Annotated in this window: 14 protein-coding genes; 5 read left to right on the forward strand and 9 right to left on the reverse strand. The window is 69.4% G+C overall.

Annotated elements, in window-relative coordinates; all coding sequences use genetic code 11:
* Window positions 1-56: 56 nt before the first annotated feature.
* The 3 genes from ACFVXC_RS26570 to ACFVXC_RS26580 all read right to left on the reverse strand — a co-directional run bounded on the left by ACFVXC_RS26570 (window position 57) and on the right by ACFVXC_RS26580 (window position 4,245).
* Complete coding sequence (locus ACFVXC_RS26570; protein ID WP_389909564.1) at window positions 57-1,811, reverse strand: NAD+ synthase; 1,755 nt, start codon at window positions 1,809-1,811, stop codon at window positions 57-59.
* 91 nt (window positions 1,812-1,902) lie between these two features.
* A complete protein-coding gene (locus ACFVXC_RS26575) occupies window positions 1,903-3,594 on the reverse strand; it encodes a multicopper oxidase family protein (protein ID WP_389909566.1) in 1,692 nt (563 codons plus the stop codon).
* 153 nt (window positions 3,595-3,747) lie between these two features.
* Window positions 3,748-4,245, reverse strand: a complete 498-nt coding sequence (locus ACFVXC_RS26580) for a hypothetical protein (RefSeq protein ID WP_389909568.1) — start codon at window positions 4,243-4,245, stop codon at window positions 3,748-3,750.
* A 70-nt stretch (window positions 4,246-4,315) separates the two neighbouring features.
* Between ACFVXC_RS26580 and ACFVXC_RS26585 the strand changes: the two genes are divergently transcribed.
* Both ACFVXC_RS26585 and ACFVXC_RS26590 read left to right on the forward strand, forming a co-directional pair.
* Entirely contained in the window at window positions 4,316-5,077 is a 762-nt protein-coding gene (locus ACFVXC_RS26585) for a DUF998 domain-containing protein (protein ID WP_389909570.1), read from the forward strand.
* Window positions 5,074-5,913, forward strand: a complete 840-nt coding sequence (locus ACFVXC_RS26590; RefSeq protein ID WP_389909572.1) for an alpha/beta fold hydrolase — start codon at window positions 5,074-5,076, stop codon at window positions 5,911-5,913. Before ACFVXC_RS26585 ends, ACFVXC_RS26590 begins: the two co-directional genes overlap by 4 nt.
* 259 nt (window positions 5,914-6,172) lie before the next feature.
* Here ACFVXC_RS26590 and ACFVXC_RS26595 read toward each other — a convergent pair whose 3' ends face one another.
* From ACFVXC_RS26595 to ACFVXC_RS26610, 4 genes are all read right to left on the reverse strand, one after another.
* Window positions 6,173-7,249: a LacI family DNA-binding transcriptional regulator gene (locus tag ACFVXC_RS26595; RefSeq protein ID WP_389909574.1), complete on the reverse strand. Its 1,077-nt coding sequence runs from the start codon at window positions 7,247-7,249 to the stop codon at window positions 6,173-6,175.
* Window positions 7,250-7,377: 128 nt separating this feature from the next.
* Entirely contained in the window at window positions 7,378-9,015 is a 1,638-nt protein-coding gene (locus tag ACFVXC_RS26600) for a sugar ABC transporter substrate-binding protein (protein WP_389909577.1), read from the reverse strand.
* A 67-nt stretch (window positions 9,016-9,082) separates the two neighbouring features.
* The gene (locus tag ACFVXC_RS26605; RefSeq protein ID WP_389910018.1) at window positions 9,083-9,946 is read right to left on the reverse strand and encodes a carbohydrate ABC transporter permease; all 864 of its coding nucleotides are present in this window, start codon (window positions 9,944-9,946) and stop codon (window positions 9,083-9,085) included.
* 104 nt (window positions 9,947-10,050) lie between these two features.
* On the reverse strand, window positions 10,051-10,905 hold the full coding sequence (locus ACFVXC_RS26610; RefSeq protein WP_190081452.1) for a sugar ABC transporter permease: 855 nt from the start codon (window positions 10,903-10,905) through the stop codon (window positions 10,051-10,053).
* A 431-nt stretch (window positions 10,906-11,336) separates the two neighbouring features.
* Here ACFVXC_RS26610 and ACFVXC_RS26615 point away from each other — a divergent pair, with 431 nt between their 5' ends.
* The gene (locus tag ACFVXC_RS26615) at window positions 11,337-12,308 is read left to right on the forward strand and encodes a hydroxyacid dehydrogenase (protein ID WP_389910021.1); all 972 of its coding nucleotides are present in this window, start codon (window positions 11,337-11,339) and stop codon (window positions 12,306-12,308) included.
* A 231-nt stretch (window positions 12,309-12,539) separates the two neighbouring features.
* On the opposite strand, the gene ACFVXC_RS26620 is transcribed toward ACFVXC_RS26615, so the two are convergent.
* Together ACFVXC_RS26620 and ACFVXC_RS26625 are read right to left on the reverse strand one after the other, a co-directional pair.
* Window positions 12,540-13,163, reverse strand: a complete 624-nt coding sequence (locus tag ACFVXC_RS26620) for a DUF305 domain-containing protein (RefSeq protein ID WP_389909579.1) — start codon at window positions 13,161-13,163, stop codon at window positions 12,540-12,542.
* Window positions 13,160-13,825 carry a DUF3105 domain-containing protein gene (locus ACFVXC_RS26625; protein ID WP_389909582.1) on the reverse strand — a complete coding sequence of 222 codons (666 nt, stop codon included), beginning with the start codon at window positions 13,823-13,825 and terminating at the stop codon, window positions 13,160-13,162. Before ACFVXC_RS26625 ends, ACFVXC_RS26620 begins: the two co-directional genes overlap by 4 nt.
* Window positions 13,826-14,140: 315 nt before the next feature.
* Here ACFVXC_RS26625 and ACFVXC_RS26630 point away from each other — a divergent pair, with 315 nt between their 5' ends.
* Together ACFVXC_RS26630 and ACFVXC_RS26635 are read left to right on the forward strand one after the other, a co-directional pair.
* On the forward strand, window positions 14,141-15,502 hold the full coding sequence (locus ACFVXC_RS26630) for a glutamine synthetase family protein (protein WP_389909585.1): 1,362 nt from the start codon (window positions 14,141-14,143) through the stop codon (window positions 15,500-15,502).
* 237 nt (window positions 15,503-15,739) lie between these two features.
* Window positions 15,740-20,248 carry an RHS repeat-associated core domain-containing protein gene (locus tag ACFVXC_RS26635; protein WP_389909587.1) on the forward strand — a complete coding sequence of 1,503 codons (4,509 nt, stop codon included), beginning with the start codon at window positions 15,740-15,742 and terminating at the stop codon, window positions 20,246-20,248.
* Window positions 20,249-20,251 lie beyond the last annotated feature (3 nt).

Below are 20,251 nucleotides of genomic sequence, written 5' to 3' on the forward strand. Positions count from 1 at the left end.
GGGCGGCTGACCCGCCGCATCGCGGCGGATCTTCCCCGCCCGCCCACCCGGCACCGTCAGACGGACTCCCGCCACCGATTGGTGATCGGCAGCCGCCGGTCCTTGCCGAACCCCTTCGCGGAGATCTTCGTGCCCGGCGGGTACTGCCGCCGCTTGTACTCGGCGGTGTCCACCATCCGCAGCGTCTTGACGACCAGCTCCCGGTCGTACCCGGCGGCCACGATCGCGTCCGCGCCCTGGTCGCGGTCCACGTACATCTCCAGGATCGCGTCGAGGACGGGATAGTCCGGCAGCGAGTCCGTGTCCACCTGGTCGGGCCGCAGCTCCGCGCTCGGCGGCTTGCTGATGGAGTTCTCCGGGATCGGCGGGGTCTGCCCCCGGTCGACGGCCGCGCGGTTGCGCCACTCGGAGAGCCGGAAGATCAGGGACTTGTAGACGTCCTTGATCGGCCCGTACGCCCCGACCGAGTCGCCGTACAGCGTCGAGTACCCCACCGCGAGCTCGGACTTGTTGCCCGGCGCGAGGACGATGTGACCCTCCTGGTTGGAGAGGGCCATCAGCATTGTGCCGCGCAGCCGTGACTGGAGGTTCTCCTCGGCGAGCCCGGTCAGGCCGAGCGACCCCATGTACGCGTCGAACATCGGGCCGATCGGCACGGTCCGGAAGTTCAGCCCCGTCCGCCTGGCCAGGTCTTCCGCGTCGCTGATGGAGTGGTCCGACGAGTAGCGGGACGGCATGGCGACGCCGTACACGTTCTGTGCGCCGAGCGCGTCGCAGGCGATCGCGGCGGTGAGCGCGGAGTCGATGCCTCCGGAGAGACCGATCAGAACGCTGCTGAACCCATTCTTCGCGGCGTACGCACGCAGCCCGACGACCAGTGCCGAGTACACCTCTTCGTCGTCGTCGAGCCGCTCGGCGTACCCGCCGGTGAGCTCGGGATCGTACGCGGCGAGGGGTTCCTGCGAGACGGTGACGTGCTCGATCCGCAGACCGTCGTCCACGACGCCCGACGGCGGCTCGGCAGCGGCTGCGGGCAGCTCCAGATCGAGGACCACACAGCCCTCGGAGAACTGCGGCGCCCGCGCGATGACTTCGCCGTCCCGGTCCACGACGACCGAGTCGCCGTCGAAGACGATCTCGTCCTGGCCGCCGATCATGGCGAGGTAGGCGGTGGTGCAGCCGGCTTCCTGCGCGCGCTTGCGCACCAGCTCAAGGCGCTGGTCGTCCTTGTTCCGCTCGTACGGCGACGCGTTGATGGAGAGCAGGAGACCCGCCCCCGCGGTGCGCGTCGCCGGGACGCGGCCGCCGTCCTGCCAGAGGTCCTCGCAGATGGCGAGCGCCACGTCGACGCCGTGCACGCGCACGATCGGCAGGGTCTCGCCCGGCACGAAGTAGCGGAACTCGTCGAAGACGCCGTAGTTCGGCAGGTGGTGCTTGGAGTACGTCAGGATCGCCTCGCCGCGGTGCAGCACGGCCGCGGCGTCACGCGGGGCGCCCGCGGGCTGGCCGTACTTCGGCTTGGCCTCCTCGGTGCGGTCGAGATAGCCGACGACGACCGGCAGCTCGCCGTACCCCTCGTCGTTCAGCCGCGCGGCGAGCGTGCGAAGCGCCTCCCGCGACGCGTCGACGAAGGACGACCGCAGGGCGAGGTCTTCGACGGGATAGCCGGTCAGCGCCATCTCGGGAAACGCGACGAGGTGCGCTCCCTGCTCGGCGGAGTGCCGGGTCCAATGGACGATCGCCTCGACGTTCCCGGCGAGATCGCCGACGGTCGAGTCGATCTGATTCAGGGCGAGGCGTAGTTGAGGCACGCGGCCCAGTGTAATCGTCAGAGCGACGCGATGCCCCCCGGGGCGGGTGTGGGGCGCCCCACTGAAAGGGGGCGCCCCACCGGGGCGTCGGTCAGCCGCGGTAGCCGAGGACCGTCATCATTCCCGCCTCCGAGTGGTAGACGTTGTGGCAGTGGATCATCCACAGGCCCGGGTTGTCGGCGTCGAAGTCCACCGTCAGGGTGCCGTTCGGCAGGATGACCGCGGTGTCCTTGCGGGGGCCGCCCGCCACGTTCGCCAGGCTGAACGTGTGGCCGTGCAGATGGACCGGGTGCCACATCGCCGTCGAGTTGGCGAAGACCAGACGGACGCGTTCGCCCGCGCGGACGGGGTGGCGCCGGTCGGGGGAGTAGGGCTTCTTGTCGAAGGCCCAGTCGTACTTCGCCATCCCGCCGGTCAGCTGGATCCTGATCGTCCGGTCGGGCTTGCGGGACCGGAGGGCCACCGACCGGGCCGCCCGCAGCTTGTCCGCCGTCAGGAGGCGGCCCTTCAGCTCCTTGGGCCGGGTCGAGGCGGAGGGCGCCGCGCCGCCGCCCGTGCGCAGGACCGCGAGGCCGGACGCCTTCTTGCCCTCGGCCGCCGCGATGAGCGGGAACGCGCCGTCCTTGGCGGTGACCAGGACGTCGTAGCGCTCGCCCATGCCGAGCAGCAGCGCGTCCGTCTTCGCGTGCTCCACCGGGAAGCCGTCCGTGTGCGTCACCGTCATCTCGTGGCCGCCGAGCGCCACCCGGAAGGCCGTGTCGCCGCCCGCGTTGATGATGCGCAGGCGGATGCGGTCGCCGGGGCGGGCCTTGAAGGAGGAAGGGGCGTCCGGTGTGCGGCCGTTGATCAGGTAGTGCGGATACGCCACGTCGCCCGCGTCCCCGCCCAGGAGGTCGCTCTTGGCGCCCATCATCATGCGGGAAGGCCCTGAGGGCTTGGTGCTGGGCTTGGTGCTGGGCTTGGTGCCGGGCTTGGTATCGGGCTCGGGTGTCGCGTCGGTCCGCAGCGACATGTTGGACATGTCGTGGCCGCCCATGTCGTGACCGCTGTCGTGACCGCCCGTGTCGTGGTCGCTCATGCCCTTGCTCAGCTCGGCGAGTACGCCGTCCGGTGTCGAACCGTCCACCCCGTCGACCCAGTCGTCAAGGACGACGACCCACTCCTTGTCGTACTTCAAGGGCTCCTTGGGGTCCTCGACGATCAGTGGTGCGTACAGACCGCGGTCCTGCTGGGTGCCCGAATGGGGGTGGAACCAGTACGTCCCCGGGTGCGGCACCGCGAAGCGGTAGGCGAATTCCGCGCCCGGCCTGACGGCCTTCTGGGTGAGACCGGGGACGCCGTCCATGTCGTTGCGCAGGGCGAGGCCGTGCCAGTGCAGGGACGTGGCCTGGGGGAGGTGGTTGGCGAGCGTGAGGGCGAGGGTGTCGCCCGCGGTGACCCGGACCTCCTTGCCGGGCAGCTGGTCGCCGTAGGCCCACGTACTGACCGTGCGGCCGCCGATGTCGAGCTTGGCCGACATGGCCATGAGCTGCACCTCGCGGACCGTGCCGCCGCCGGCTCGCTTCTTCTCCGCGTCGGCGACTTCCTTGCCGGAGGGGTCGACATAACCCTCGGGACGCGCCTCGGGCTCGGAGCCGCCGCCGTGCCCGGCGTGGCCGGAGTCCTGACCGGAGCCGGAACAGGCCGTCAGGATTCCCGAACCGGCGACGGCGGTCGCGGCGCCGAGCAGGGTGCGCCGCGAAGGGGTTCGATTCGAAGGGGTGCGCAGGGGTTGAGTGCGCATGGCTGAGTACACCTCGTCGTGATGGTGCGTGCGGATGGGCGCATCTGCTGCTTCTGACACGCGGCCCGCTCGGCACCCGGAGGCTCCCGCCAATGAACTGATGACCAAGGACCACACCGGGGGCGGGCAGCGCGAAGCAGCCGGTGCGTCGGCCTAGATGCGCAGCACCGAGAGGCGGGAGAGGAGTATGCGGGGCGGCGGCGGATTGGGCCGAAGCCCGTCGAGCAGCCGGGCGAGCGGACGCGCGGGAGCGGTGAAGCCGCCGGGGCGCAGCAGTCCTGCCTTGAGGAGCAGGACGAGGGTGAGCGCGGCAAGGACGGCCAGGCACACGGAGAGCGGGTCCATCCCGCCCATTCCGGCGGGCGCGGATGCGGCGGCCACGTGAGCCGGAGTCGCTTCGGGCGTGCCTGCCGTCATCTCTGACGCCGTGCCGCCCGCGGTCATCTCATGCCGACCGGCCGCTTGTTCGTATCGGTGTTCGATCCGCCCACTTGTGCTTGTGCTTGCGCTCGCGCTTCCGCTGCCGTGGTCGGCCGAGTGGCCTGTCGGGTGGCCCAGCGTATGCATCGTCACGATGCCGAAGAGCAGCGCGGCGAGCAGCAGGAGCTGTCCGCCGTTCGCCGATCTCTTCGATCTCTTCGTGACCGCCATGGGCGGCACCTTACCCCCGGCGGGTATTCGGCGACATGCGGGCCCCGGGTACTCCACTGATCATGACCCCATGACGATTACTGACAAACCGTCACAAAAGCCCGAGCGGATCCACCCCGACCGCAACCCCCACCCCGCCTCTGTCGCCCCCGCCTCCATCGCTCGCGCCACCATCGCCGTCCCGCTCCTGCTGGCGCTCGGCGCGGTCGCCTACAGCGCGTGGGTCCTCGAACCGTTCCTCGGGACGGGGCTCTCGCCGGTGAGTTCGTACGTGAGTGAACTCGCCGCCCGCGACCAGCCGTACAGCACGCTGTTCCGCACGACCGACCTGACCGCGGGCCTGCTGATCCTCGCGGGCGCGGTGGGCGCGCTGCTGTGGCTGCCGCGCCGGTGGGGCACGGTCGTGGGATGGGCGGGGATCGCGCTCTTCGGGGCGGCCACCGTTGTCGACTCCCGGCTGCCGATGAGCTGCGCGCCGACCGCCGACGCGGTGTGCGAGGCGAGGGAGCGGGCGGGGCTCGTGCCCGCGGCGCACGCGGCGCACGTGGTGAGCAGCAGTGTCGCGGTGACGGGGGCGCTTGTGGGGATGGTGGTGCTGACGCTCGCGGCACGCAGGCATGGGGTCGTGCCCTGCCTCGCGGGCCCCCTGGGTCACCTTCTCGTACTCCTCGAACTGGCCGCGACCACTTGGACCTTGGCGGCCATCGCCGCCTTCGACGCGGGGTACGGCACGTGGGGGATGGGGGTGGGGCAGCGGCTCCAGGTCCTGCTGATCGCGCTCTGGCTTGGGCTGCTCGCGCGTGCGGTGGGCGCGGCGGCGCGGCGAGGATGAGTTTCGTACGGATCGGGGCCGGGGCCGGGGCCGGGGTGCCGCACCACGTGGAGGTGACGGGGAGCGGGCCGGTGTGCGTGCTGAGCGCGGGGCTCGGGCTCGCGTGGTTCGACTGGGACGCGGTGGTGGAGCGGCTCGCCCCGTGGCGCACGGTCGTCCGCTTCGACCGGCCGGGGGCGGGGCTGAGCGGGCACGCGCGCGTGGCGCCCACGCTTGTCGGCGAGGCCGGGCGGATCGCGCGGATCCTGGACGCGGTGGGCCTCCCCGGCCCGGCCACGGTGGTCGGACACTCGCTCGCCGGCTTCCACTGCGAGGCGTTCGCCCGCCTCTTTCCGGCGCGCGCGTCGGGCCTGGTCCTGGCCGACTCCAGCGTCGAGGAGCGGCCGGGGGCGCGGGTGCCGCGCGGGGTGCGGGTGGGGGCGGCGCGGGTGTGCGGGGCGGTGCTCGGCGGGGTGGGGCTGCCGCGGGCGGTGGGGCCTGTCCTGCGGAGGGTGGCGGTGCGGGGTGACTTGGCGGGTGACTTGGCGTCGGCGGACGCGGTGAGGCGGGTCTACGGGGCGAGTCGCGTGTGGCGGGGGTCGCTCCTGGAGTACGCGACGTACGGCGACATGGCGGCCGAACTTTCCGCCCTCCGCGGCGAGTTGCCCCTCACCGGGCGCCTTCCGGTGACGGTGCTCGCCGCGTACTCGGGGAGTGGGACGAGATGGCTCGACCGCCAGCGAGCCCTGGCCGCCTCGCTCGACGCGGACTTCCGCGTCGCGGCCCCATCGGGCCACCTGCTGATGCGGGACGCCCCGGGACGCGTGGCGGAGGCGGTGCTGGCCACACCGCGGTAGGGGCCACCGCCCCTGAGTCACCGCCCCTGAGCCACCGCCCCTGAGTCACCGCCCCTGAGCCACCGCCCCCGCGATGACTCTCCCCCCCCCGGAACGTTCGCTGCCCGGGACCCCTGGGCCACCACTCCGCGGGCGGATCTTGCGGATCTTCCCCCACACGCCCACCCGATTACCCGGCGTCAACCGATCGGGCGGGCGCGGACTCTCCGCCGCGGGGCGGTGCATTGAGGTGGCGCCCCGCGGACGCCCCCCGGGGCCACTAAGAAGCCCCGTCCTCCCGGCGGCCCCGGCTCCCCCGGAGCCCCCGTACGCTCTCCCGGATCACGATGTGCGTGCCCAGCAGGTGCCTCTCCTGGCCGGAGCGAGGCGCGCCCGCCAGCGCGAGGCGGACCGCCGTTCGGCCCATTTCCTCCGCGGGGATGTGCACGGTCGTGAGGCGGGGAGTGATGTCCGAGGCCACCGGGTCGTCGTTGTAGCCGACCACCGAGACGTCCTCCGGCACCCGGAGCCCGTACTCCCGCAGCGCGATCATCGTGGCCGCGGCCACCCGGTCGTCGCCCGCGAAGACCGCCGTGAAGTCCGGCCGGCCGTCCGCCTTCTTGAGGAGGTCCATGATCGCCTCGTACCCGTGGTTCTGCCCGAAGCCGATGCCGTGCAGGATCGCCTCCTCGCGCGGCACCCCGTGGTCGGCCAGGGCGCGCAGGTAACCGGCGACCCGGGCGTCGCCCGTGGTGTGTCCGGGCTGGTAGCCGATCAGGGCTATCTTGCGGTGGCCCGCGCCGAGCAGGTGGCTCGTGATCGCGTACGCGCCCGCCTCGTTGTCGTACTCGACGACCAGCGCGGGGACGTCCGGTGCCGGCGCCGGACGTCCGCACAGGATCAGCCGGGAGCCCGCCGCCGCGAGCGCCTCCGCGTACCGCGCCATCCGCTCGCGGTACTCGTCGTCCTCGATGACACCGCCCACGAGCACCACCGCCTCGGCTGCCTGTTCGCGCATCATCTGCACCAGGGCCAGCTCACGGGCCGGATCACTGCCCGTCGACGCGACAAGCGTGAGCCTGCCCCGCTGGGCGGCCTCCATCTCCACACCCTGCGCGACATGGGCGTAGAAGGAGCTCACCAGCTCGAACATGAGCACCGCGATCGTCTTGCGGCCCGCGCCCGCCAGGGCACGCGCGTGCGCGTTGGCGACGTAGTCGAGGTCCTTGACGGCCCGCAGCACCTTCGCGCGCGACGCCGTGGACGTCGGGTAGTTGCCCGCGAGGACCCGCGAGACGGTCGCGACCGAGACGCCCGCCCGCGCCGCCACATCGCGAATGGTGACCCGCTCACCCACTGTGTCTCCTCAAGTCCTCAAGTCCTCACGCCGTCAAGTAGCAGAATCCGGAGCCGGGTTGCCCCCCCACGGCAGCCCGCCCCCGGACCATCATCCCGCGCCCGCACGCATCACGCGCCCGCCCGGAATCAGTGCGCCGCTTCGTACTCCTTCGCGAACTCCTCGCGAGCCTTCGCGCCGCCCTGCGTCTCCCACTTCTGGTAGACGGCCTCCCAGTCGGACAGCTTCTTGCGGCCCGAGACGATCGCCGTGACGCCGTCCTCGATGACCTGCTGCATGGACGCGCCCTGCCGGTTGTACGTGTCCGACATCAGACCCCAGTGGTCGTCGCGCACGAGCTGCGGCACCACCGCCTTCTCCCATGTGTGCAGCCGCTCGGTGAGATCGGCGAAGCCGGGGAAGTACAGCGGCTGCGGTGCGTCCATGAGGTAGGCGAACGGGAGGTTCGTCCTGTTCTCCACCAGGCCAAGGGAGTTGGCGATCGGGTCGCCGTTCTTGTCGTACTCGAAGTGTGTGCCCTCGACGCCCGAGTGCATCAGCTCGTACTCCTTGGAGCCGAACGGCGACGCCAGCCAGTCCAGGACCCGCAGCATCAGCTTGACGCGGTCCTTGGAGGCCTTCTTGATGACGGTGTAGCCGAAACAGCCGCGGTTCTGCTGGTAGACGGGCGTCGCGCCGTCGACGACGTACGGCACGGCGGCGTCGAGGCTGAACTCGTCCTTGATGCCCTGCGCGTTGGAGATGACCGCGCCCCAGCCGTCCGTCATCGAGCGGACCGTGCCGTTCTGGAACTGGGTCTTGAGGTCGACCTGGGAGATCGAGGTGGCGTCGGAGTTGTACGAGCCCGCCTTGCGCATCTTGGACATGTACTCAAGGGCGGCCTTGAACTCGTCGGTCCCGTACATGTCGGCGACCTTGCCGTTCTTGATCTGCCACTGGTTCGGCGCCCCGTGCCACATCGCGTGGTAGAGGTAGCCGAAGAAGCCGACCGAGGAGGCGCCGAGCGCGTACTTCTTGTTCTGCGAGGCATCCCGGGCCATCGTCTGGAAGTCGGCCGCCGACATGCCCGGCTTGTAGCCCGCCTTGTGGAAGGCCTCGCGGTTGATGAACATCGCGCCCTGCACCTTGGCGCGCTCGACCGGAAGGCCGTAGATGCCACCGGAGACGCGGCCCATGCCCTCCCACGCGTACGTGGGGATGTTGGCGAGGTTCGGGTAGTCGTTCACCGCGTCGCCCGACAGGTGCTCCGAGAGGTCCGCGCACCGCGACTTCACGAACTGCGACTCCCGCGGCAGGACGTAGCCGCCACCGAAGTTGATCATGTCGGGCAGGTCGTCACCGGACATCAGGGTGGACATCTTGGAGCGGAAGTCCGCGTCCGGCACGACCGAGAACTCGACCTCGACACCCAGGGCCTCGTTCATCGCCTGCCAGAACTTGTTCGATCCGACCGGCTTCGGCGGGGTGCCGTAGGTGATGGTCATGACCTTGATCTTCTGCTTGCCGTTGCCCGGCTTCTCGGCCGTCGCGGTGACCAGCTTCTCGGGGTACTTGGTGAAGCCCGGCTGTACGCCCTCGGCGCTGGGCGCGAGGTCCGGCTTCGGGCCCTTGGCGGGCGTATACGTCGGCCAGGGCGTCGCCTTCTTGTTCGCGTTGCTGACCGAACCGCCGCCGCTCGAATCCGTGGAGCAGGCGGTGAGCAGGGAGGGGGCCGCGACCGCGGCCCCGCCGACGGCTATGGAGCGCAGCAGCGTACGGCGCGACATCGAGGAACCGGACACAGTGTCAACCTTTCGGACATGCTCGGACATGCGGAGTCTTGAGAGGGGTGGCTCAGCTCTTGATGGCGCCGGTGAGCACGCCCTTGGTGAAGTACTTCTGGAGGAAGGGGTAGACGATCAGGATCGGCACGGTGGCGATCACCAGGACGGCCATCTGCATCGTCTGCGGGGCCGAGACGTTCGACGCGTCGCTCAGTCCGGTGTCCGCGATCTGCGAGCCGCCCATGACGTACGTACGCAGGACCTGCTGGAGCGGCCAGTGGTCGGACTCCAGATAGATCGAGGCATGGAACCAGGCGTTCCAGTAGCTCACCGCGTAGAAGAGGCCGACCACCGCGAGGGCCGCCTTCGAGAGCGGGAGCACGACCCGCCACAGGATCTGCCAGTCGTTCGCGCCGTCGAGCCGCGCCGCCTCGTACAACTCCTCGGGCACGCCCTGGAAGAAGCCGCGCAGGACGACCAGATTGAAGACGTTGATGAGGAGGGGCACGATCAGAGAGCTATAGCTCTCCAGCATTCCCATGCCCTTGACCAGCAGGAACGCCGGGATCATGCCGGGCGGGAAGAGGAACGTGAAGAGGACGACCAGAAGGATCGGCTTTCCGCCGTAGACCTTGGGGCGGCTCAGCGCGTACGCGAGGAACGTCGTGCACGCCAGCGAGGCGAGGGTGCCGATGATCGTGACGGCGGCGCTGACCCCCAGCGCCTTGGTGACGACGCCGCCCTCGAAGACCTGCTCGTAGGCGCGCAGGGTCGGGTGCGTGGGCCACAGGACCCAGCCGCCGTTGGCGATGACCTCGCGGTTCGAGGCGAACGACGTCGAGACGATGACCAGGAACGGCACGAAGACCATGACCAGGATGGTGACGATCGCCAGGGCCTTGGCCACCTGGGTGACCGGCTTCGGCTTCTCCATCCAGGATGGGCGGGCGGGACGGGCGGGACGCGCCGGGCGTGCGGTGCGTGCGGTGCGTGCGGTGCGTATGGGGCGCGCGGGGCGTGCCTCGGCGGTTTTCGTGCTCACTTGTAAACCCCCTGCTCGCCGAGGCGATGGGCGACCTTGTTGGCCGCGAAGACGAGAATCGCGCCGACCACGCCCTTGAACAGGCCCGCCGCCGCGGCGTATCCGGTGTCGCCGCCGACGATGCCCTGCCAGAAGACGAAGGTGTCGAGCACCTCACCCGCCTCGGGCCCCACCGACTGCCGTTGCAGCAGCATCTGCTCGAAGCCGACGGAGAGGATGTCGCCGAGCCGCATGATCAGCAGCAGGATGACGACCGGCCGGATGGACGGCAGCGTCACGTGCCAGAAGCGGCGCCAGGGGCCCGCACCGTCGATGGCGGCGGCCTCGTACTGCTGCTCGTCCACCTGCATCAGCGCGGCGAGGAAGATGATCGTGCCCCAGCCCGCGTCCTTCCAGACGACCTGTGCGACGACGAGCGCGGGGTACGCGTCCGGGTTGCCGATGATGTCGACGGAGTGCAGACCCGCCTGCCCGAGCACGGAGTTGAGCAGGCCGGTGTCGGCGAGTACCTGCTGGAACAGGGCGACGACGATCACCCACGACAGGAAGTGCGGCAGATAGACCACCGACTGCACGAAGCGCCGCGTCAGGTCCGAGGTCAGGCTGTGCAGGAGCAGGGCGAGGCCGAGCGGGACCGGGAAGAAGAAGACCAGTTGGAGCACCGCGAGGAAGAGCGTGTTCCAGGTCGCGTGCCAGAAGTCCGGGTCGCCGAACATCCGGTCGAAGTTCTCGAAGCCGACCCAGGGGCTGGCCCAGAGGCCGTCGAAGGGGACGTACTCCTTGAAGGCGACGGCGTTCCCGATGAACGCGCCGTAGTGGAACACCAGGAAGTACGCGACTCCCGGCACCATGAGCAGCAGCAGGACTCGCGAGGAGCGAAACCGTTTCCATCGCTCATCACGCCTGATTTTGTTGCCATTTGGCCTGTTACTGCGCTTGCCGGGCGGCTTCACCGCCTCGGTTTCCGTCCGGTCCTTCATCACCGCTGACACGGCAGCCCCTCCGTCGTCGGAACAAGGTGACCGGAATCTAAAGCGGTTACTAAGCCTGGTCAACCCCCTTGACCCCGTGATCTCTTGACCACGGTCCTGACTTCGGCCTAGCCTCCAGGCGCTGATGAGTAACCGGTTACTACGAGGGATGGTCACGCGTGGCAGACCAGGCAGAGTTGAAGGCTCCACCGATCAGTCCGGTGATCAGCCCGGCGGCCGATTCGACGGCCGATTCGACGGCCGGTTCGACGGCCGGTCCGGCGGCCAGACCGGCGATCACCGCACTCGCCATGAGCGCGGACGTGGCGGAGCGGGTGTTCGCCCCCGACATCCGCGAACGGCTCTCCCGTAGCGTGGAGTTGGCGCCCGCCCTGCTCGCCGGGTCGCTCACCGGAGTCGACGCGCGGGCTGTGCTCGCCGACGCGGAGATCCTGGTCACGGGCTGGAACTGCCCGCCGGTCACAGCCGAGGTCCTGGCGCACGCGCCTCGGCTGCGGGCCCTCGTGCATGCGGCGGGGTCGGTGAAACCCGTGGTGACCGACGCGCTGTGGGACCGGGGCGTGGTGGTCTCGTCGGCGGCCGACGCGAACGCGGGGCCCGTCGTGGCCTACACGCTCGCCGCGATCACTTTCGCCTCGAAGGGCGCGCTTTCGACCGCGGCGGGCTACTCCGCCGGGTGGCCGCCCTTCACGGAGCGGACCGGCGCGGACGCCCGCACCATCGGCGTCATCGGTGCGTCCCGCATCGGCCGCGGTGTCATCGCGGCACTGCGTGCCTCCGACGCGGGTTGGCGGGTGCTGCTCACCGATCCGTACGTCACGCGGGAGAAGGCGGCCGGGCTCGGCGTGGAGCTCGTCGATCTCCCGGAGCTGTGCCGAAGGAGCTCGATCGTCAGCGTCCACGCGCCCCAACTTCCCCAGACGCTGGGCATGGTGAGCGAGGAGATGCTGAAGCTGATCCCGGACGGCGGCACCGTCATCAACACGGCACGGGGCTCACTGGTCGACACGGAGGCGCTGGCCAGGGAGTGCGCGTCGGGGCGCCTCGACGCTTTCCTGGATGTGACGGACCCCGAGCCGCTGCCTGCGGGCCATCCCTTGCTGGTGCTGCCGAACGTACTTGTCACCCCGCATGTCGCCGGGGCGCAGGGGAGCGAGGTGCGCAGGCTCGGGGAGTACGCGGTGGGGGAGGTCGAGCGGTTCGTGCGGGGGGAGGAGCTGCGGGGGCGGTTGCTGAGGGAGGACCTGTCGCGGATGGCTTGAGGGGGGAAGCAGGCTTGAGGGGGGAAGCAGGTCAGACCGGATGCCGAACGGGCTGGATGCCGAACGGGCTGGACGCCGAACGGGCTGGACGCCGAACGGGCTGGACGTCGGACGGGCCGGATGCCGGACGGGCTGGATGCCGGACGGGCCGGACGTCGGACGGGCTGGACGTCGGACAGGCCGGACGCCGGACGGGCTGGACATTTCAGTCCGTCCGGCGACCGGGGAAGGTCACGGCTTCGCGCCCCGCGCCTTCAGCAGATCCGCCATCAGCTCGATCTCCGACTCCTGCGAGTCCACCATCCCCTGCGCGAGCCGGAGTTCGACCCCCACCTCGCACCGGTCCACGCACCCCTCGGCCATGTGGATCCCGCCCTTGTGGTGCCTGGTCATCAGCTGGAGATACCGCACCTCGGCGGCCCGCCCACTCAGCTTGCCGAGGCCCTTGAGCTCGGTATTGGTCGCCATCCCGGGCATCAGGGCACCGTCCTCGCCCGGCGGCATGTCTCCCATCCCCATCCACTCCATCGGAGCGCCCTGGGGCACCTTCGGCAGCTCCCACAGATCGAGCCAGCCGAGCAGCATGCCCCGCTGGTTCGCCTGCGTCTGGGCGATGTCGTACGCGAGGCGCCGGATCTCCTCGTCCTTCGTGCGGTCGCGCACGATGTACGACATCTCCACGGCCTGCTGGTGATGCGTCGCCATGTCCCGGGCGAAGCCCGCGTCGGCGGACTCCGTGGACGGGGCGGACGTGCCGGACGAGCCGTGCGAGGAGGCTACGGCGACCGTGATCCCGCCGCCGGCCACGAGCACCGCCGCGGCGGCCCCCACGGCCCAGCGGGTGCGCCGCCTCACTTGGCCTTGCCACCCGTGCAGGCGGCCCCCGGCTCGGGGGTCTGCTTCCCCTGTACGTAGGTGGAGAAGAAGGAGCCGACCTTCGGATCCGCCGCGCCGGTCACCGTGCGCTGGTGGCCCCAGGCCGACAGCATGACCGGGTCCTTCTGGTCCTTGACCGGACTCATCAGGGAGTAAGGCGTCTGCTTGACCTTCTGCTCCAGCTTCTTCAGGTCTGCGGCCTTCGCCTTGTCGTTGTACGTCACCCAGACAGCGCCGTGCTCCAGGGAGTGCACGGCGTTGCGCTCGGGGAGCTCGTCCTTGTAGACGTCGCCGTTGCAGTTCATCCAGACCTGGTCGTGGTCGCCGCCCACCGGCGGGGTCATCGCGTAGCTGACGTCCTTGGTGACGTGGGTGCGGCCCAGCTTCTTCGCGTCCCAGACCTTCTCGCCGTCCGCGGTCGTCTTGAACGTCGGCGCGGACTTCCCGTCGGAGGCCGCCGTGTCGGAATCATCGGCCTTCTGGAAGAGGACGACACCGCCCACGGCGAGCGCGGCGACCACCACCGCGCTCAGAGTGATCGTGATGACGCGGCCACGGCGATCACGTGCGCGCTCGGCCTTGCGCATCTCCTCTATTCGGGCTTTGCGGGCTGCGGTGCTCGTGTTCTTGGCGGAACCCATGATGTGTCCTTCGGCGGAAACGACGGAAAGGGCGGGACGCGCGTGGCGGAACATGCGGCTCATGCGGAACGTGCGGAACATGGTGGAGCGGTTCGCTGATCGTAATGGGCGAGCCCGGCGGGCTGTAGGGGCAGTCCGGGCCGCCCGCTGTTACGGGCGCGCCGATCAGCAGGCACTATGGGCACAGGGCGGCACATGGCCCGCAACGCGCCTGAAACCGTGTGGTGGGATGCTCGAGTGCCCCGATGTGTCCTGAGGTGTGAGAACGGCACGGACACAGGCGGCCTGACCAGCAAGGATGGGTGGAAGCGGAAGATGGACAAGCAGCAGGAATTCGTGCTCCGGACTCTGGAGGAGCGCGACATCCGGTTCGTACGCCTGTGGTTCACGGATGTTCTCGGCTTCCTGAAATCGGTCGCGGTGGCTCCCGCCGAGCTGGAGCAGGCCTTCGACGAGGGCATCGGCTTCGACGGCTCGGCGATCGAGGGATTCGCCCGGGTGTACGAGTCGGACATGATCGCCAAGCCGGACCCGTCGACGTTCCAGGTCCTGCCCTGGCGCGCGGAGGCCCCCGGCACCGCCCGTATGTTCTGCGACATCCTCATGCCGGACGGCTCCCCGTCCTTCGCGGACCCGCGCTACGTGCTCAAGCGGGCCCTCGCGAAGACCTCCGACCTCGGGTTCACCTTCTACACCCACCCCGAGATCGAGTTCTTCCTCCTGAAGGACAAGCCCCTCGACGGGTCGCGGCCCACCCCCGCCGACAACTCCGGCTACTTCGACCACACCCCGCAGAACGTCGGGATGGACTTCCGCCGCCAGGCGATCACGATACTCGAATCCATGGGCATCTCGGTCGAGTTCAGCCACCACGAGGGCGCGCCGGGCCAGCAGGAGATCGATCTGCGTTACGCGGACGCGCTCTCCACAGCTGACAACATCATGACGTTCCGCCTGGTCATGAAGCAGGTCGCCCTGGAGCAGGGGGTCAATGCGACCTTCATGCCGAAGCCGTTCTCCGAGCACCCGGGCTCGGGCATGCACACGCACCTCTCCCTCTTCGAGGGCGACCGCAACGCGTTCTACGAGTCCGGCTCCGAGTACCAGCTCTCCAAGGTGGGCCGCTCCTTCATCGCGGGCCTCCTGAAGCACGCCGCCGAGATCTCCGCGGTCACCAACCAGTGGGTGAACTCCTACAAGCGCATCTGGGGAGGCTCGGAGCGCACGGCGGGCGCGGGCGGCGAAGCCCCCTCGTACATCTGCTGGGGCCACAACAACCGCTCCGCGCTGATCCGCGTCCCGATGTACAAGCCCGGCAAGACGGGCTCGGCGCGCGTGGAGGTCCGCTCGATCGACTCGGGCGCGAACCCCTACCTGACGTACGCGGTCCTGCTCGCCGCCGGCCTCAAGGGCATCGAGGAGGGCTACGAACTCCCGCCGGGCGCCGACGACGACGTATGGGCCCTGAGCGACGCGGAACGCCGCGCGATGGGCATCGAGCCGCTCCCGCAGAACCTGGGCGAGGCGATCGCGCTGATGGAGCGCAGCGAACTCGTGGCCGAGACCCTGGGTGAGCACGTGTACGACTTCTTCCTGCGCAACAAGAAGCAGGAGTGGGAGGAGTACCGCTCGGAGGTCACGGCCTTCGAGCTGCGGAAGAACCTGCCGGTGCTGTAGACGCAGGTCAGGTCGGTTTCTCACCGCATCAAGCCTTTGGGGCCGCCGGTTCTACTCCGGCGGCCCCAAAGCGTTGGGTGGGGTCTTGGGCCTCTGGGGCCGTAGGCGCCGAATCGGGGCGCCAACGTCCGCATCTGGTAACCGATCAGCCTCCGCATCCCCTCCCCACCAGCGAACCTAGTAACTTTGCACCCCGCACAGGGTGGCTTGTGGGGAACGCGTGACGGGGGTTGGGGCATGGCGGGGAATCGTCCGGCGGATTGGCATGTCCTGGACTTGGACAAGGATCCGACGCCCGGGGACCCGGACCGGGTGCGCAACCTGGCGAAGAATCTGCACGATTTCGCCGACGACGTCTCCAAGGTGTTGCGTGACATCAAGGGGATGGCGGGTGAGGACGCGATCCTGACCTGGGCGGGCAAGACCGCCGAGTCGTTCACGGCGGAGTTCGAGGACGCGCCGGGCAAGCTGAAGAAGCTCAAGAAGAGCTACGAGATGGCCGGCGACGCGCTGTCCGCGTACTGGCCGGAGCTGGAACGCTCCCAGGCCCTGGCCGACAAGGCCCTGGTCAAGGCCCGCGAGGCCCAGGGCAGCCTGTCCTCCGCCCAGACGCGTCTCACCTCGGCGGATTCCTGGGTGGACAAGGCGGGCAAGGAAGCCGACAAGTACAAGGACGACGGCGGGTCCAAAGACAAGGACGTGCCTAAGCCCGACCCCGACAAGGTCAAGGCCGCCACCCGCAACGCGACCTCCGCCGAGAAGGCCCAGAGCGACGCCAAGTCGGACGTCACCGCCGCGCAGAACAACCTGGACGCGGCGAAGAAGATGGCCGAGGACGCGCGCAAGATGCGCGAGGACGCCGCGGGCACGGCGAAGAAGAAGCTGGAGGACGCCTCCGACGCGGGTATCAAGAACCGCAAGTGGTGGGAGGAGGTCGGCGACTGGGTCACCGACAACTGGGACACCATCGTCGCCGTCTGCAAAGTCGTCGTCGCCGTACTGGGCGTCATCGCCATGATCATCGGCGGACCCATCCTCGCCGCCATCGTCCTCGTCGCCGCCCTGGTGGTCCTGGCCGACACCCTCAACAAATACGCCAAGGGGGAAGCAGGCCTTCTCGACGTGGCCTTCGCCGCCCTGGACTGCATCCCCGGCATGAAGGGCCTCACCTCCCTACGCGGCCTCGCCAAGGGCATGAAGGGCCTCAAGGCCGGGCTCAAGGGTCTTGGCAAGGGTCTTAAGGGCGGGCTGCGCAAGGGCGCCGACGACGTCGTCGCCAAGGGCAAGCCCGCCAAGGGACGTTGCAAGAACGGCGACCCCATCGACATGGTCTCCGGCGAAATGCTCATGGAGCAGACCGACATCGCCCTGCCGGGCCTGCTGCCACTCGTCCTCGAGCGCACGCACCTGTCCACGTACGGCTGGGGTCACTGGTACGGCGACTCGTGGGCCTCGACGCTGGACGAGCGGGTCGAGATCGACGACGAAGGTCTGATCTACGTCACCGAGGACGGCCAGCTCCTTTCCTACCCCCACCCCGAACCCGGCGGCGAGCCGGTGCTGCCCGCCCACGGTCCCCGCTGGCCGCTGAGCATCGACGACGCGGGCACGGTCACGGCCACCGACCCGCACACCGGCCGCGTCCGCCACTTCCTCCCGGTCGCACCCGACGCGGCGGACTTGGTGGACAAGAAGCCCACTGCCGGGGACCGGACGAACCCCCCTGCCGGAGAACGGCACGAAACCCTGCCGCTGCGAGCCATCACCGACCGCAACGGCAACCGCATCGACATCGACCGCGACCCCACCGGCACGCCCACGGCGGTACGCCACACCGGCGGCTACCACCTGAAGGTGGAGACCGACGACGACCGCATCACCGCGCTGCGTCTACTCGCCCCCGGCAACAGCACCCCTGACACCCCCGGCAGCACGCTGGTGGCCGCGTACGGCTACGACGAGGTCGGCAATCTGGCCGAGGTCCACAACTCGGCCGGGCCGAGGATGCGTCTGGACTACGACGACCGGGCCCGCATCACGTCCTGGACCGACAGCAACGACTCCTGGTACCGCTTCACCTACGACGGCGAAGACCGCTGCGTCCGTGGCGAGAGCACCGCCGATCACCTGGCCTGCACCATCGAGTACCGCCCCGATGAGCAGGAGACCCGCTACACCGACGCCCTCGGCCAGACCACCGTCTACCGCTACAACGACCTCCGCCAGCTCCTGTCCGAGACGGACCCCCTGGGCGGCACCGTCCACACCGAGTGGGACAGCTGGAACAACCTGCTCGCCCGCACCGACGCACTGGGGCGCCGCACCGAGAACACCTGGGACGAGCACGGCAATCTGACCGCGACACGTGCTCCGGACGGCACGTGCGCCAGTGCGGTGTACAACGACCTCAACCTGATGGTCGAGATCGTCGGCCCGGACGGCGCCGTCCAGCGCCAGACCTGGGACGAGCACGGCAACCGCACCGGCGTGACCGCCCCCGACGGCATGACGCACCACTTCTCCCATGACGCCACCGGAGCCGTGTCCACCATCACGGACCCCCTCTGCCACATCACCGAGCTGCGCTGCAACGCGGCGGGCCTGCCGCTGGAAGTCAGGGACCCGCTGGGCGCGGTAACCCGCTACGACCTCGACGCTTTCGGCCGCGCGCACACGATCACGGACCCGATGGGCGCGACCACGCGACTTGAGTGGACGGTGGAGGGCAAGCCGGCGCGGCGCACGGAGGCGGACGGTTCGTCGGAGTCGTGGACGTACGACGGCGAGGGCAACTGCGTCTCGCACACGGACGCGATGGGCGCGACCACGACACACGAGTACACGCACTTCGACCTGATCGCCGCCCGCACGGACCCCGACGGCGCCCGCTACGAGTTCGTCCACGACACTCAGCTCCAGCTCCGAAAGGTCACCAACCCGCAGGGCTTGACCTGGAGTTACGAGTACGACCCGGCAGGCCGCCTGGTGGCGGAGACGGACTTCGACGACCGCACACTGACGTACACCTACGACGCGGCGGGCCAGTTGGCGACCCGTACGACGGCCATGGGCGACGAGATCACCTTCGAACGGGACGTGCTGGGCCGGACGGTCACGCAGAACGTGGCAGGCTCCGCGATCACGCACTACGCCTACGACGCGACAGACAGCCTCACCGAGGCGGTGAGCCCGGACGTGACACTGACCCTGGAGAGGGACAGATCGGGCCGCCTGATCTCGGAAACGGTCAACGGCCGCACCCTGACCCACACCTACGACGCGCTGGGCCGCCGCACCGGCCGCACCACACCGTCCGGCGCGACGAGCACCTGGACGTACGACGCGGCAGGCCATCGCACCGAACTGACCACGTCCGGGAAAAGGCTGGCGTTCACGCACGACGGGGCGGGCCGGGAACTCACCCGCACGGTCGGCGAGACCCTGACACTGACGAACGTGTACGACGTCGCGGGCCGCCTGTCGAAACAGGAACTGATGGGCCCGGCCCACACACGTATCCAGCACCGTGCGTACACCTACCGTGCGGACGACCATCTGACCGGCATGGAGGACCAACTGGGCGGCACGCGACGCTTCGACCTGGACGCGGCAGGCCGAGTCACAGCGGTCCACGCGGCAGGCTGGACGGAGACCTACGCCTACGACGAGGCGGGCAACCAGACCAACGCCTCCTGGCCGGCCCGCATGCCGGGCCAAGCGGCAACAGGCCCCCGCGCGTACACCGGCACCCGGATCACCGCAGCAGGGAACGTCCGCTACGAATACGACGCGGCAGGCCGCACCACCCTGCGCCAGAAGACCCGCCTGTCCCGCAAGCCCGACACCTGGCACTACGAATGGGACGCGGAAGACCGCCTCATATCCGTGGTGACCCCCGACGGCACAAGGTGGCGCTACCTCTACGACCCCCTGGGCCGCCGAATATCCAAACAGCGCATGACGGAGCAGGGGGTGGCAGAACAGACCGACTTCACCTGGGACGACATGACCCTCTGCGAACAGACGAGCCACACCCCGGGCGCACCGGAATCAGTAAGCCTCACCTGGGACCATGACGGCCTGCTCCCCCTGGCCCAGACAGAGCGCAAACACCTCACCGACGAAGAAGTGGACGCCCGTTTCTACGCCATCGTCACCGACCTCGTCGGCACCCCGACGGAACTCCTCGACGAACATGGCGACATCGCCTGGCGCACCAGAACCACCCTCTGGGGCACCACGGTCTGGAACCGGGGCGCCACCGCCTACACACCACTGCGTTTCCCCGGCCAGTACTACGACCCCGAGACGGGGCTGCACTACAACTACTTCCGGCACTACGACCCCGAAACCGCCCGCTACCTCACCCCGGACCCGATCGGTCTCGCCGGTGGCTTCACGCCGCACAATTACGTTCCCAACCCGTTCATGTGGATCGACCCTCTCGGCCTTTCCCTCCTCGACGTCGGCAAGCACGGCGTGCAGATCGTCGTGCACGAGTACGACGTCGACTGGCCGGCGCACGCTCATGTCACCGGTGGCGGGGGCCGCGAGGTGAGAATCGGGCAGAACGGCACACCCCTCAAAAACCAACCAGAGCTCTCGCGCGCACAGCGGCAAGCGGTGGAGCATTTCAAGCCGCAGATCAGGACCGCCGTCAGGAAGCTCGGCTGGCGAAATCAGCGGGATATGCAGGAAGCAGATCGGATCAAGGCCGAGAAGGACGCCGCGAAGGGCTGCAAGTAGGGA

It is taken from the genome of Streptomyces sp. NPDC058257 (assembly GCF_042881845.1).
Lineage (GTDB): Bacteria > Actinomycetota > Actinomycetes > Streptomycetales > Streptomycetaceae > Streptomyces.

What these genes read in the sequence shown, in the direction of transcription:
- ACFVXC_RS26615 (WP_389910021.1), top strand. Translation starts at nt 11,337, where the DNA reads ATGAGCGCGGACGTGGCGGAGCGGGTGTTCGCCCCCGACATCCGCGAA.
- ACFVXC_RS26625 (WP_389909582.1), bottom strand. Translation starts at nt 13,825, where the DNA reads ATGGGTTCCGCCAAGAACACGAGCACCGCAGCCCGCAAAGCCCGAATA.
- ACFVXC_RS26585 (WP_389909570.1), top strand. Translation starts at nt 4,316, where the DNA reads ATGACGATTACTGACAAACCGTCACAAAAGCCCGAGCGGATCCACCCC.
- ACFVXC_RS26575 (WP_389909566.1), bottom strand. Translation starts at nt 3,594, where the DNA reads ATGCGCACTCAACCCCTGCGCACCCCTTCGAATCGAACCCCTTCGCGG.
- ACFVXC_RS26610 (WP_190081452.1), bottom strand. Translation starts at nt 10,905, where the DNA reads ATGGTGCCGGGAGTCGCGTACTTCCTGGTGTTCCACTACGGCGCGTTC.
- ACFVXC_RS26630 (WP_389909585.1), top strand. Translation starts at nt 14,141, where the DNA reads ATGGACAAGCAGCAGGAATTCGTGCTCCGGACTCTGGAGGAGCGCGAC.
- ACFVXC_RS26605 (WP_389910018.1), bottom strand. Translation starts at nt 9,946, where the DNA reads ATGGAGAAGCCGAAGCCGGTCACCCAGGTGGCCAAGGCCCTGGCGATC.
- ACFVXC_RS26580 (WP_389909568.1), bottom strand. Translation starts at nt 4,245, where the DNA reads ATGGCGGTCACGAAGAGATCGAAGAGATCGGCGAACGGCGGACAGCTC.
- ACFVXC_RS26635 (WP_389909587.1), top strand. Translation starts at nt 15,740, where the DNA reads ATGGCGGGGAATCGTCCGGCGGATTGGCATGTCCTGGACTTGGACAAG.
- ACFVXC_RS26600 (WP_389909577.1), bottom strand. Translation starts at nt 9,015, where the DNA reads ATGTCGCGCCGTACGCTGCTGCGCTCCATAGCCGTCGGCGGGGCCGCG.
- ACFVXC_RS26590 (WP_389909572.1), top strand. Translation starts at nt 5,074, where the DNA reads ATGAGTTTCGTACGGATCGGGGCCGGGGCCGGGGCCGGGGTGCCGCAC.